The organism is Mycobacterium dioxanotrophicus (assembly GCF_002157835.1).
GTDB classification, from domain to species: Bacteria; Actinomycetota; Actinomycetes; order Mycobacteriales; family Mycobacteriaceae; genus Mycobacterium; species Mycobacterium dioxanotrophicus.
The window spans coordinates 3,820,832-3,833,328 of the sequence record NZ_CP020809.1; the positions used below are offsets into that span (position 1 = coordinate 3,820,832).

Consider the following 12,497-nt stretch of genomic DNA (forward strand, 5'->3'; position numbering starts at 1 on the left):
ATCAGGCCCCCAGTCCGGTGAGCAGGTTCGCCAACACTTCTACCGCATTGATCTTCGCGGTCAGGTATCCGTCGGGTTTCGAGTCGGCTTGCGCGACAGCCTTTTCCGGCCCGGCCAGCAGAACCTCGCCCACCCCGGCCGCCCGTGCGGCCGCCACCACCGCGGCGGCCTCGGCGCCGTAACGGGCATCGGTGCCGCACAACACCGCGACGCTCGGCGAGCCGGCCTCCGTGACCGCCGCGGCGACGCTCGCGGCCTCGACAGTGCCGGGGTTGACGGCCTCGATACCGCCCGATGCCAGCAGGTTGTTCGCGAAGGTGGTGCGGACGTTGTGCTCGGCCAACGGGCCCAGCGGCAGCAGCAGCACCCGGGGGCGGGCGCCCGTGCCGACCAGGAACGCATCGGAGCGGTCGCGCAGGTCTTCGAACCCGGCCGCGTAACGCGCCCAGCCCACGACTGAATCTGCCTGTGCGAGGACAGGTTCGGCGAGGTTCGGGAACTCGTTGACCCCGGTGATCGCGGTGCGGCGATGGGCGATGTCGTCGGAACGCCGCCCGGCCACCTCGGCGATCTCGGCCTTCAGGTAATCCTGCGCCGCCACGAATCCGCCGCGGGATTCGATCTGCTGGAAATGCTTCCAGGCCTGCTCGGCGAGCTGGGCGGTGAGATCCTCGACGAACCAGGATCCACCGGCCGGGTCGAGCACCTGTCCCAGGTGCGACTCCTCGAGGAGCAGCAGTTGCGTGTTACGGGCGATCCGCCGGGCGAAAGTGCTTGAGGTCCCGTCCAATCCGCCGGGGATGGCCACATCGAACGGGTGCACCGTGATGGTGTCGGCGCCGCCGACACCGGCGGAGAACGCGGCCAGCGTCGTGCGCAGCATGTTCACCCACGGATCCCGCTGGGTCATCATCGGCAGCGAGGTGACGGCATGCAGGGTGGCGGCGCCGCAGTCCGGCGCACCGACGACCTCGGCTACCCGGGCCCACAGCTGCCGTGCCGCCCGCAGCTTGGCGATGGTCATGAACTGATCGTCGTCGGCGGCGTATCGGAAGCTGATCTGCCGCAACGCGTCGTCGGCCGCGATGCCGCCGTCACCGAGGATGCGCAGGTAGGCCACACCCGCGGCGATCGAACCGGCCAGCTCCAAGGCCGCGCCGGCCCCGTGGTTGTGGAAGGCCGGGCCGTCGACGGTGATGGCCCGTACCCGGCCCGCATAGCCGGTCAGCTGCGCGGCGGTCGCGACGACGTCGGCCTCGGTGGCCGCGTCGCGCCCGGCGAAGCCCGCCGTCAGTGGGTCGGCGCCCAGGTCGACCGACAACCGGGCCCGCTGGTCGTCGTCGAAATCCGCGAGCAGGGCCAGCACCTTCTCGGCGGTCGCGCGATAGTCGGCGCCGGCGGTCTCGAACACGATCGGTACCAGGTCGAGGAACACGCCGTCGAGCAAGCGGTCGACGTCGGCTGCGGCGACGCCGTCGGGGCCGCCGATACGCAGCAGCAGGGCGCTGACGCCTTCGGTCAGCGCGAGCAGCATCACGCCGTTGACGGTCTCGACGCCGGAACCGGGCACGATCGGGAACGATTCGGCGACGCGCCATCCGGCCTTCACGTCACGGCGTGCGTCGCCGCCGCGGATGTAGGGCCACTGACCGGGCAGCGACGGCTCGGCGACGGTGTCCAGGCTCGTGTAGAGCGGGCGGATGGGAAAACCTTCATAGGTGGCCGAATCCAGCTGCCGCTCCGGCTCGGCCGGCAGGTCGGCGCTGTCCCCCCGTCGGCTCTTGGCGAGGACGCCGGCAACCGCCTTGCGCCACTGATCACGGTCGGATTCGACCGCACTGGACCCCTGTAACGACACCCGCATCTCCTGTTGTCGCAGCGTGTGACCTAGTCACTTGTTTCTCAGGCTAAATGATCACTATCACGACTCTGTCTGCCGGGCAGCCGACGCGGACGCCCGTGACTGGGAGATGTTCGCCCGCGGCCCGTAGTCTTGATGAGCGTGAAACCCGTCGTCAGCACCCTGCGAACCGTGCGTGCCGCGGTGATGACGACCGTGCTGCAGCTGCCGCCGCGCCGCATCGTCGCCATCCTGGCCGCAATTGTGATTCTTGTCGCAGTCGCACTTCTCGTGCCATTGCCCACTGCGCTGCAACTGCGCGACTGGGCCGGCTCCGTCGGACCGTGGTTTCCGCTGGCCTTCCTGGGCGCGCACATCGTTGTGACGGTGTTCCCGTTTCCCCGCACGGCCTTCACGCTGGCCGCCGGGCTGCTGTTCGGTCCGGCATTGGGGGTGGCGATAGCCGTGGTGGCCAGCACCGTGAGCGCGGTGATCGCATTGGTGCTGGTCCGGGCGGCCGGCTGGCAACTCGACCGGCTGGTGTCGCACCCCAAGCTCGAGGCGGTCGACGCGCGGCTGCGTCAGCGGGGCTGGCCCGTGGTGATATCGATGCGGTTGATCCCTGCCGTGCCGTTCTCGGTGCTCAACTACGCCGCCGGGGCCTCGGCCGTGCGAGTGGTCCCTTACACGCTGGCCACCGTCGTCGGGCTGCTTCCCGGCACGGCCGCGGTCGTCATCCTCGGTGACGCCCTGACCGGCAACATCAGCCCCTCGTTGTTCCTGGTGTCGTTGAGCACGGCCGCCCTCGGCGTGGCCGGGCTGATCTTCGAGGTGCGCAGCCATCGCCGGGCTCAGCGCAGCGCCGTGTCGAGCACCGCGGTCGACACCGTGACCGGCGGCTGAGCACTCCCGGCTGCGGATGACCGCAGATTCCGGCCTACCGCCGATGTAAACAAATGTTTACAATAGTAAACATGGGTTCACTACCCGCCGATGACCGGACAGCACGCGCACGCATTCGCGACGAGGCGCTGCGGCTCTTCGCCGAACGCGGCGCCGACGCGGTCACCATGCGCGATATCGCCGCGGCCGCAGGCGTGTCCCCTGCCCTGCTGATACGGCACTACGGGTCCAAGGACGGGCTGGTGGCGGCGGTCGACGATCACGTCGTGGCCACCCTGGAGGCACTGCTGACCGAAGCGACCAGCCGACCCTCCGACGACGCTCTCGAGCCGTCCGCAGTACCGACCCTGGTGGACTCCCTGGCCACGCACTTACCCGCCGACTCGCCGATTCCGGCGTACCTGAGCCGGCTGCTGACGGCGGGCGGCACCGTCGCGTCGGCAGTGTTCGCCCAGCTCTACGGCATCAGCCGAACCGCCCTGGACGCCATGGTCGCCGGCGGCGTCGCCGACGCCGGCGCGGATCCGGCGGTGCGGGCGGCAGTTCTGATGGCCAACGATCTCGCCGTCCTGATGCTGCGACCACGCCTCACCGAAGTGTTGGGCGTCGACCCGCTCGAACACGACGGGATGTCGCGCTGGGCTGCGGAGGTTTTCGCGATCTACCGCAACGGGCTCAGAGCCGGACCGGAAGGAGAAACACCATGACCGCCAACATATTCGCCGATCTGGGCGCCCGCATCCTGCGCAATCGCCGGCTCGTGCGCGCCCCGATCTGGATCTACCGGCTGCGCGCCGGAGCGCTGCTCGGCCCACGGGTGCTGATGCTCGAACACATCGGCCGCACGTCGGGCCGAGCGCGCTACGTCGTCCTCGAAGTCGTCGACCACCCTACCCCCGACAGCTACGTCGTCGCCTCCGGCTTCGGCGCAAAGGCTCAGTGGTTCCGCAACATTCGCGCCAACCCCGCGGTCCGCGTCTGGGTCGGCAGCCACTCGCCCAGGCCCGCACTCGCGCACGTGCTCGATCAGCAGAGCACCGACCGGGTACTCACCGCCTACCGGCTGGACCGCCCCAAGGCCTGGGAACAGTTCAAGCCGATCCTGGAAGAGACGCTCGGCCAACCGATCACCGACACCGATGCCCCGCTGCCGATGGTCGAGCTACGCCTGCAGTCCCCGGCCTGACGATGTCCGTCAGGCGCGGTGTGCGCCGCCGGGCAATCCGCCCTGCGGATACGGCCCGTCCAGCGACGGTGCGGGCGGGACGGCCGTCGGAGCCCCCAGCGGCGGTGTCGTCGAGCGGGCTTCGGCCTCCGCCTTGGCGACCGCCTGCGCGATGGCCGGATCGGTGTCGGTCGAGAACCACTCGGCGACCTCGTCGCTGTCATCCTCAGGCTTCGGCAGATCCTCATCCACCGGGGTCGGCGTGTACCGGAACACGCCGTCCTCGCCGGGCGCACCCAGCATCTTGGTGAATCCCTGTAGCGCCGAACCGAAGTCGCTCGGCACGATCCACACCTTGTTCGCCTCACCCTTGGCCATCTGCGGCAAGGTCTGCAGATACTGATAGGCCAGCATCTCCGGGGTGGGACGGCCCGCCTTGATCGCCGCGAACGTCTTTTCGATGGCCTTGGCCTGGCCCTGTGCCTGCAGGTACTGGGCGGCCCGCTCACCCTGGGCCCGCAGCATCCTGGACTGCCGGTCGGCCTCGGCGGCCAGGATCGCGGCCTGCTTGGCACCCTCGGCCGCCAGGATCTGCGATTGCTTCTGACCTTCGGCCTGTTTGATGGACGACTCCCGCACACCCTCGGCCGTCAGGATCATGGCCCTCTTGTCGCGGTCGGCCTTCATCTGCTTCTCCATCGACTCCTGGATGGACGGCGGCGGGTCGATGCTGCGCAGCTCGACCCGCGCCACGCGCAGACCCCAGCGTCCGGTGGCCTCGTCGAGCACCCCACGCAGCTGAGCGTTGATCGAATCACGCGAGGTCAGCGTCTGCTCCAGCGTCATACCGCCCACCACGTTGCGCAGTGTGGTGGTGGTCAACTGCTCGACACCGACGATGTAGTTGCTGATCTGGTACACCGCGGCCTGCGGATTGGTCACCTGGAAGTAGACGACCGTGTCGATGTTGAGCGTGAGGTTGTCCTCGGTGATCACCGGCTGTGGCGGGAACGACACCACCCGCTCCCGCAGGTCCACGCGGGCCCGGATCCGGTCGATGAACGGCACCAGCAGCGTCAGCTGGCCACTGACCGTGCGGCTGTAGCGCCCCAGCCGCTCGATGACCGCCGCCTCGGCCTGAGGAATCAGCGCGACGGACTTCGCCACCACGATGATGGCGAACACCACCAACACCACCAGGAAGACCAACCCGGCTATAGCACCGTCCATTTGGCAGACCCCTTCGTCGTTTTACAGTGACCTGAACACAACCGCGGTCGCACCGTCGATCTTCACGACGGTCACATGGTCACCCGGTTCGAACACATCGTCGTCGTTGAGCGGCCTGGCCGTCCAGACCTCGCCGTCGAGTTTGACCTGGCCTTCATGCCGCGCCACCCGGTCCAGCACCAGCGCCGACTTGCCTTCCAACGCCTGGACCGGGTCCGGAAGGCCGTGTCCGCTGAGCAACCGCCTCCGCAGCGCAGGCCGCACCAGCACCAGCAACAGCACCGAAACCACCAGGAACACCGCGCCGTCGGCCCATACCGGCCAGTCCAGCAACGCACTGGAGCCCGTGGCCGCCAGCGCTCCGCCGGCCAGCATGAGCAGGAACATGTCGCCGGTCAGCGCCTCCGCCCCGGCCAGCCCCAGCGCCACGATGAGCCAGATCAGCCACACAGGCATGCCACCACCCTAGCGAATACCGCCGTTGCGGCGGCCGACTATTACACTGCCAGCATCATGTGGTGTCCAAGTGCAACGCTGTCGGTGTGGGCCAACGCCTGGCTCGCGGGTGCCGCCGCGCCCGACGACGTCCTCGACGCGTTATCGCAATGGGCTCCAACGCATTCTGTGACCGCCTACGATTCGTCGGCTGCGGTCCGCACCGGGCTGCCCTGGCCGGAGTTGGAGGACTCCGGTTCGGTGTCGCTGCTGCAGACACTGCGCACCGCCGCGGGGCGGTCGGTACGGACCCCCACCATCACGGTCGCCCAGCCGATTCCCGGTGATGTCCGCGGCCTGCCCGCGGGCACCCAGTTCCAGCGCGACGCCGTGACCGTCGGTGAGGCTGTCATCGTCAGCCACGACGAGTTGCCGGGCGTGGGTCTGGTCCCCGAGTTCGAGTACTTCGAATTCGATGAGACAGAAGACAATTCGATGTTCGACCCGGAGCCCCGCGCATTGTCCTGGACGGTGTACTCGGTCCCGACGCTGCCGCCGCCCGAGCAGTTCGAGCTGGGCACGGCCGAGTACGAACTGCGTTCGGCCGTCCGTTCGGCCGCCGAGACACTGACCTCCCTGCGCTCCGGGGCAGGCATGGAGGTCGAGGACCCGCGCGGGATGGTCGAGCAGATTCTGGACGCCACGCGGCTGCACCGCATCCCCGACCATGCGCCCACACGGGCCATCCGGGTTCTGGAAACCGCCGCGCACGTCGACGCGATCGTCACGGTGAGCGCCGGGTTGACACCGATCGGGCTGCAGACGTCCTCGGAGGTTCAGCTCGCCGGTGACACGCTGCGCCCGCTGACCCAGGTGGTGCGCGCCGCCAGACTGGCTGCGCTCGGCGCCATCATGCAGTCCGCCTGGCGCTGAACCGGGTACGGCCTGCCTAGCCCGCGCTGCCGCAGCAGTGCGGCGAACAGGGCGCACCGTTGACGCTGAATCCGTAGCCGGGCACCGGATCCGGCCCCGTTACGCGCAGCGGTTCACTGCCGTCGCGCAACTCGGCGATGAGCCCGGCGGCCAGCTTCGCGTAGCGCCGGTCGGCATTGGGCGTGGTGGCGCGAGCCAGCGCGATGCCTGCGGCGTCGGCCTGCAGCCGCAGTTCGTTGTCGAGATCCCACACCACCTCGATGTGATCGGCGACGAAGCCGATGGGGCACACCACGACAGCCTTGACGCCGCGCTGCTCCAGCACCGAAAGGTGGTCGCCGACATCGGGTTCCAGCCACGGCACCTGTGGTGGGCCGGAGCGGGACTGCCACACCAGGTCGTAGTCGTCGATGCCTGCGGCTGCCGCCACCAGCCGCGCGGCGTAGGCCACCTGTCGACTGTAGAGGCGCGGCCCGTGCCGTTCGTCGGCGGCGATCGGGATGGAGTGCGCAGTGAACACCACGCGCGCGTCATCGGGCAGTGAAGCCGCCGCTTTCGTGACCGCCTCGGCGTACATCTCCACCAGCAGCGGATGATCGAAATACTGCCGCAGCTTGACCAATTCGGGCGCGTCCGGGCCGGCCGCGGACCGGGCCCGGGCGATGTCCTCGACGTACTGCGTGCAGCTCGAATAGCCGCCCCACGCCGACGTGGTGAACACCGCGGCACGCCGAACACCGTTGTCGCGCATCGTGGCGACAGTGACCTCGACGTAGGGATCCCAGTTGCGGTTGCCGAAATACACCGGCAGATCGGGCATCTCGGCCCGCAACTGCTCGATCAGCGCACGGTTGATCCCGTTGATCGGCGACACACCGCCGAAATGCAGGTAGTGCTCGGCGACCTCGTCGAGCCGCTCCGGCGGGATGTTGCGCCCGCGCGTCACGTTCTCCAGGAATGGACGTACCTGCTCCGGTCCTTCGGGCCCGCCGAAAGACAGCAGCAACAGGGCATCGAAATCCATCAGTTCGGGATCAGAGCAGCTGGGTGTGGGCGCCACCGTCGGCGTAGACGACGGTGCCGGTGGTGGCAGGCAGCCAATCCGACAGCAGGGCGCACACCGTCTTGGCGACCGGCGTCGGATCCTTCATGTCCCAGCCGACAGGAGCACGCTGATCCCAGCCCTCTTCCAGCAGCCGCATCTGGTCACCGGCCTCGGCGCCCAGCGCACCGCCGACGATGGCGCTCATCGCGAGGGTGCGGATGGGCCCGGCGGCAACAAGATTGGAGCGGACGCCGACCTGGCCGGCCTCGCGGGCGACGAACCGGTTGACCGATTCCAGTGCGCTCTTGGCGACCGTCATCCAGTTGTAGGCGGGCATCGCGCGGGTGGGATCGAAATCCATGCCGACGATACTGCCGCCCCGATTCATGATCGGCAGCGTCGCCTTGGCCAGCGAGGCGTACGAATAGGCCGAGATGTGGATACCCTTGGCGACATCCTCGTACGGCGCGTCGAAGAACGGGTTGATGCCCATGCCCGACTGCGGCATGAAGCCGATCGAATGCACCACGCCGTCAAGTTTGTTGCCCTCACCGATGACACCGGTGATCCGCTCGGCCAGGCTGTCGAGATGCTCGGAGTTCTGCACATCGAGCTCGAGCAGCGGAGCCGGGTTGGGCAGCCGGTCGGCGATGCGCTGGATCAGCTTCATCCGGTCGAAACCGGTCAGCACCAGCTCGGCCCCGGCCTCCTGGGCCGCCTTGGCGATGTGGAACGCGATAGACGAATCGGTGATGATCCCGGTGACCAGGATCCGCTTGCCTTCGAGCAAACCTGCCATGAGTGGGACTCCTTCTTGGGCGAAAAGTTGAAAGTTCTGGTAGGCCAAAGGCTTTGAGCTCAGTGGCCCATGCCCATGCCGCCGTCGACCGGGATCACGGCACCGGCGATGTAGCTTGCGTCCTCGGACGCCAGGAAGCTCACCGCCCCGGCGACTTCCTCGGCGGTGCCGACCCGCTTGGCCGGGATGAATTCCAGCGCGCCGGCCTGGATCCGCTCATCGAGGGCGCGGGTCATCTCGGTGTCGATGTAGCCGGGGGCGACGACGTTCGCGGTGACCCCGGCCTTGGACAGTTCACGCGAGATCGAGCGGGCCATGCCGATGAGACCGGCCTTGGCGGCCGCGTAGTTGGCCTGGTTGCCGATCCCCCACATACCCGAGACCGAGCCGATGAAGATGATCCGGCCGAAACGTTTGCGCTGCATGCTGCGCGAGGCGCGCTGAGCCACCCGGAACGCGCCGGTGAGGTTCGCGTCGATGACCTCTGCGAAGCGGTCCTCCGTCATCCGCATGAGGAACGCATCCTTGGAGATGCCTGCGTTGGAGACCAGCACCTCGACCGGGCCCTGGTGCTCCTCGACCTCCTTGAACGCGCGGTCCACGGCGTCGTTGTCGGTGACGTCGCACACGACACCGAACAGCCCGTCCGGTGCGCCGGATCCACGGTGGGTGACGGCCACCTTGTGCCCGTCGGCGGCCAGCCGCTGTGCGATCGCCAGACCGATACCGCGGTTGCCACCGGTCACCAGGACCGAGCGGGAAACGAACGCGGGACGGCCGGGCGTGGTCTCGGTATCAGCTTCAGCGGCAACCGTGTCACTCATGCTGGCCAACTTAACGCGTCAATACTGGTTCGCTGAAATCGGCACCGGGGCTGGTGCACACGCGTTTGCACCGCCCGGGTGCCGCTTTCGACGTTCATCTAGCTGGGCAGCCGTCGGTTGATCATCAGCCCGGCCAGGGCGGCGAGCGCGAGCACCAAGGCCCCCAGCCGCAACCAGCCCAGGCTGGCATCGCCCTTGATGGTCTCGTAGCCGATCTGCTGCTGCAGCGACGTGAAGACCGCCTTCAGCTGTTCCAGGTTGGCCGCGTTGAACGCATCGCCACCGGAGAGCTGCGCGATCTTCTTCAGCGTCTCGTCGTCGACGGGCACCGGCTGGCGCTGATCGTTGATCTCGACATAGCCGTACGGCGTGCCGAACGACACCGTGGAGATCGGGACGCCCTGATCCTTGGCGGTACGGGCCGCTGTGTAGGCGCCCTTGGGGTTATCCGGGTTCGACGGCACCGTTTCCTTACCGTCGGACATCAGCACAATCCGCGCAGGCGGCGGTTCGTCGCCCCCGCCGATCACCGCACCCACCGTCGCGATCGCCTGCAAGGCGGTGAAGATGCCCTCGCCTGTGGCAGTCCGGTCGGCCAGCTGCAGCTTGTCGAGCGCGTTCTTGGTCGCGTCCCGGTTGGTGGTCGGCTGAACCAGCACGGTCGCGGTGCCCGCATAGGCGATGAGCCCGAGGTTGATGCCGGGCGTCAGCTGGTCGGCGAACTGCTTGGCCGCCTCCTGCGCCGCGGCCAACCTGCTCGGCGCCACATCGGTGGCCCGCATGGACTGCGAGACGTCGATCACCAGCATCACCACGGCACGGTTGCGCGGGATCCGGACGTCGTGGGTCGGGCCCGCCATCGCCACGGTGAACAGCAGCAACGAGACGACCAGCAGGATGGCGGGCACGTGCCGCCAGCGGGTCGGCTGCTTGGGCGCCACACTCTCCAGCAGCTCCATGTTGGCAAACCGCAGGATCCGCTGTTGACGGGCACGCTGGACGACGACGTACAGCACGGCCAGGGCCGCCACCACGAACAGGAACAGGAACCACCACGCGTGCGCGAAGCCCGACAGGCTGATCGGCCCGAGTATCGGTAATGTCATGTGCTAGTTGTCATTTCAGTTTCGATGGTCGTCAGCCAGACGTCTATTCCGGTTACCGGGCCGCGAGCGCGCCACGCCGCCGATTGGCCACGAACCGCACCACATCGGCGATCCAGTCCCGGTCGGTGCGCAGGCTCAGCAGCGGGGCGTCGCACCGCCGCAGGGTCCGGGCCACCTCCTGGCGATGAGCCGCGGCGGCTTGCTCGAAATCGCTGCGTAGCTGGGCGTCGATGGTGAACTCGCGGGTGACGCCGGTTTCGGTGTCCTGCAGGATCACGTCACCGACCTCGGGCAGCTCGATGTCCCGCGGGTCGAGCACCTCGATGCCGAGCACCTCGTGACGGCCCGCGATGGCCCGCAGCGGACGCATCCAGTTGATCGGCCCCAGGAAGTCGCTGATGATCACGGCCATGCCGCGTCGCCGCTCCGGCCTGCGCAACGCGTCGATGGCCGCGGCCAGATCACCCCGGACACCGGTGGGCGCCTTGGGCATCGTGGCGATGGCACGCAGCATCTCCTGCTCGTGCATACGGCCTGACAAGGCCGGGACCCGCCGGACCGTTTCGCCGTTGGCGATGATCGCGCCGATCCGGTTGCCACCCCCGCTGTTGAGGAACGTGATGGCCGCGGCCGCCGCGACGGCGAGGTCACGCTTCTCGCAGCCCGCGGTGCCGAAGTCGAGGCTGGCCGAGACGTCGACCACCAGCCAGGTCTCCAGCTCCCGGTCCGCGATCATCTGCCGGACATGCGGCATCGTGGTCCGCGCCGTCACCGACCAGTCCATCCGGCGCACATCGTCGCCGGGTTGGTAGATGCGCGACTCCCCCGGCTCTGACCCCGGGCCGGGAATCAGCCCGAGGTGGTCGCCGTGCAGCACGCCGTCGAGCTTGCGACGGACCGTCAGCTCGAGCTTGCGCAGGGCCGCCGACAGGGCGGGGTCACGGATCTCGCCGCGCTGCAGCGACGGGAGGTCGACTGAGCGGCGGCCCGGAGCCGTCACCGACCCGCGGCCGCGGCGGCAGCGGCGGGCACCGCGGGCTGAACCGAATGTCCTTGCTGCGGAAGGGCATTCACCTGCGGCAGGGCGACTGTCTGCAGGATGCGGTTGACCACGGTCTCCGACGAGATCTCGTCGGCCAGCGCGTCGTAGGTGAGCACCAGGCGGTGCCGCAACACATCGGGGATGACCTCGACGACGTCCTGCGGGATGACGTAGTCGCGGCCGCGCACCAGTGCCAGCGCGCGGGCCGCGGCGATGATGCCCAGCGACGCACGCGGCGAGGCGCCGTAGGCGATCCACGCTTTGGCGTCGGGCATGCCGAATTTCTCGGGCTCACGCGTCGCGGTGACGATCCGCACCACGTAGTCCACCAGCGCGTGATGCACGAACGTGTTCGCCGCGACATCCTGCAGGCGCAGCAGGTCACCGGTGTTGAGAATCTGCTTGGGCTCCGGCGGCTTGACGCCCATCCGGTAGATGATCTCGCGCTCTTCCTCCGGCGACGGGTAGTCGACGTTGAGCTTGAACAGGAAGCGGTCACGCTGCGCCTCGGGCAGCTGGTACACGCCCTCCTGCTCGATCGGGTTCTGGGTCGCCATCACCAGGAACGGGCTGGGCAGCGGGAAGGTCTTGCCGCCGATGGAGATCTTGCGCTCGGCCATGACCTCGAGAAGTGCCGACTGCACCTTGGCGGGCGCACGGTTGATCTCGTCGGCGAGCAGGAAGTTGACCACAACGGGGCCGAGCTCGATGTCGAAGTCTTCCTTGCCCTGGCGGTAGATACGGGTACCGATGATGTCGGTGGGCACCAGGTCGGGGGTGAACTGGATGCGGGCAAACGTGCCGCCGACCACCTTGGCGAACGTCTCCACGGCCAGGGTCTTGGCGACGCCGGGCACACCTTCGAGCAACACGTGGCCCTTGGCGAGCAGGCCGACCAGCATGCGCTCGACCAGCTGATCCTGGCCGACGATGATGCGCTTGACCTCGAAGATCGCCCGCTCAAGGGTATGCACCTCACCCTGCAGGCCGCCGTTGTTCGACGCCGGGGCGGCGTGCGCGCCGGGCTGCGCAGCAGCGGGCGCAGCCGGGGAGCCGGGAGGATAGCCCGGCGCCGGGCTCGAGCCGGGGTAACCTCCGGCGCCCTGCGGCGGTCCACTCGGTGACGTCATCAACTTCCTCCCACAGTGTTCGTCTGCAAACGCATCAATACCAAT

General features: G+C 68.3%; 13 protein-coding genes. 4 read left to right on the plus strand and 9 right to left on the minus strand.

Translation table 11 applies throughout. The features are described 5' to 3' along the window. Window position 1: 1 nt before the first annotated feature. Entirely contained in the window at window positions 2–1,864 is a 1,863-nt protein-coding gene (mutA, locus tag BTO20_RS18370) for a methylmalonyl-CoA mutase small subunit (RefSeq protein WP_198343976.1), read from the minus strand. Between the two features lie 132 nt (window positions 1,865–1,996). Between mutA and BTO20_RS18375 the strand changes: the two genes are divergently transcribed. The 3 genes from BTO20_RS18375 to BTO20_RS18385 all read left to right on the plus strand — a co-directional run bounded on the left by BTO20_RS18375 (window position 1,997) and on the right by BTO20_RS18385 (window position 3,929). After that, complete coding sequence (locus tag BTO20_RS18375; RefSeq protein WP_198343977.1) at window positions 1,997–2,743, plus strand: TVP38/TMEM64 family protein; 747 nt, start codon at window positions 1,997–1,999, stop codon at window positions 2,741–2,743. A gap of 71 nt (window positions 2,744–2,814) precedes the next feature. Next, complete coding sequence (locus tag BTO20_RS18380) at window positions 2,815–3,450, plus strand: TetR/AcrR family transcriptional regulator (protein WP_087077727.1); 636 nt, start codon at window positions 2,815–2,817, stop codon at window positions 3,448–3,450. Then, the gene (locus tag BTO20_RS18385; RefSeq protein WP_087077728.1) at window positions 3,447–3,929 is read left to right on the plus strand and encodes a nitroreductase family deazaflavin-dependent oxidoreductase; all 483 of its coding nucleotides are present in this window, start codon (window positions 3,447–3,449) and stop codon (window positions 3,927–3,929) included. Before BTO20_RS18380 ends, BTO20_RS18385 begins: the two co-directional genes overlap by 4 nt. 9 nt (window positions 3,930–3,938) lie before the next feature. Here the strand turns inward: BTO20_RS18385 and BTO20_RS18390 are convergent, their stop codons facing one another. Next, window positions 3,939–5,138, minus strand: coding sequence for an SPFH domain-containing protein (locus BTO20_RS18390; protein ID WP_087077729.1), 1,200 nt, complete (start codon window positions 5,136–5,138; stop codon window positions 3,939–3,941). Between the two features lie 21 nt (window positions 5,139–5,159). Next, window positions 5,160–5,594 (minus strand): NfeD family protein, encoded by a 435-nt coding sequence (locus tag BTO20_RS18395; RefSeq protein ID WP_083160920.1) that lies wholly within the window; start codon window positions 5,592–5,594, stop codon window positions 5,160–5,162. Between the two features lie 57 nt (window positions 5,595–5,651). On the opposite strand from BTO20_RS18395, the gene BTO20_RS18400 reads away from it, so the two are divergent. After that, window positions 5,652–6,506 (plus strand): hypothetical protein, encoded by an 855-nt coding sequence (locus BTO20_RS18400; RefSeq protein ID WP_087077730.1) that lies wholly within the window; start codon window positions 5,652–5,654, stop codon window positions 6,504–6,506. Window positions 6,507–6,522: 16 nt separating this feature from the next. Here the strand turns inward: BTO20_RS18400 and BTO20_RS18405 are convergent, their stop codons facing one another. From BTO20_RS18405 to moxR1, 6 genes are all read right to left on the minus strand, one after another. Continuing rightward, window positions 6,523–7,530, minus strand: coding sequence for a ferrochelatase (locus BTO20_RS18405; protein WP_087077731.1), 1,008 nt, complete (start codon window positions 7,528–7,530; stop codon window positions 6,523–6,525). Between the two features lie 10 nt (window positions 7,531–7,540). Continuing rightward, window positions 7,541–8,350, minus strand: coding sequence for an NADH-dependent enoyl-ACP reductase InhA (gene inhA / locus BTO20_RS18410; RefSeq protein WP_087077732.1), 810 nt, complete (start codon window positions 8,348–8,350; stop codon window positions 7,541–7,543). A 59-nt stretch (window positions 8,351–8,409) separates the two neighbouring features. Next, window positions 8,410–9,174, minus strand: a complete 765-nt coding sequence (gene fabG1 / locus BTO20_RS18415) for a 3-oxoacyl-ACP reductase FabG1 (RefSeq protein WP_083160912.1) — start codon at window positions 9,172–9,174, stop codon at window positions 8,410–8,412. A gap of 98 nt (window positions 9,175–9,272) precedes the next feature. Further along, window positions 9,273–10,280 (minus strand): VWA domain-containing protein, encoded by a 1,008-nt coding sequence (locus tag BTO20_RS18420; protein ID WP_087077733.1) that lies wholly within the window; start codon window positions 10,278–10,280, stop codon window positions 9,273–9,275. A 52-nt stretch (window positions 10,281–10,332) separates the two neighbouring features. Beyond that, window positions 10,333–11,280, minus strand: coding sequence for a DUF58 domain-containing protein (locus BTO20_RS18425; protein ID WP_087077734.1), 948 nt, complete (start codon window positions 11,278–11,280; stop codon window positions 10,333–10,335). After that, window positions 11,277–12,452 (minus strand): chaperone MoxR1, encoded by a 1,176-nt coding sequence (gene moxR1, locus BTO20_RS18430; protein WP_087077735.1) that lies wholly within the window; start codon window positions 12,450–12,452, stop codon window positions 11,277–11,279. Before moxR1 ends, BTO20_RS18425 begins: the two co-directional genes overlap by 4 nt. Window positions 12,453–12,497: the final 45 nt, after the last annotated feature.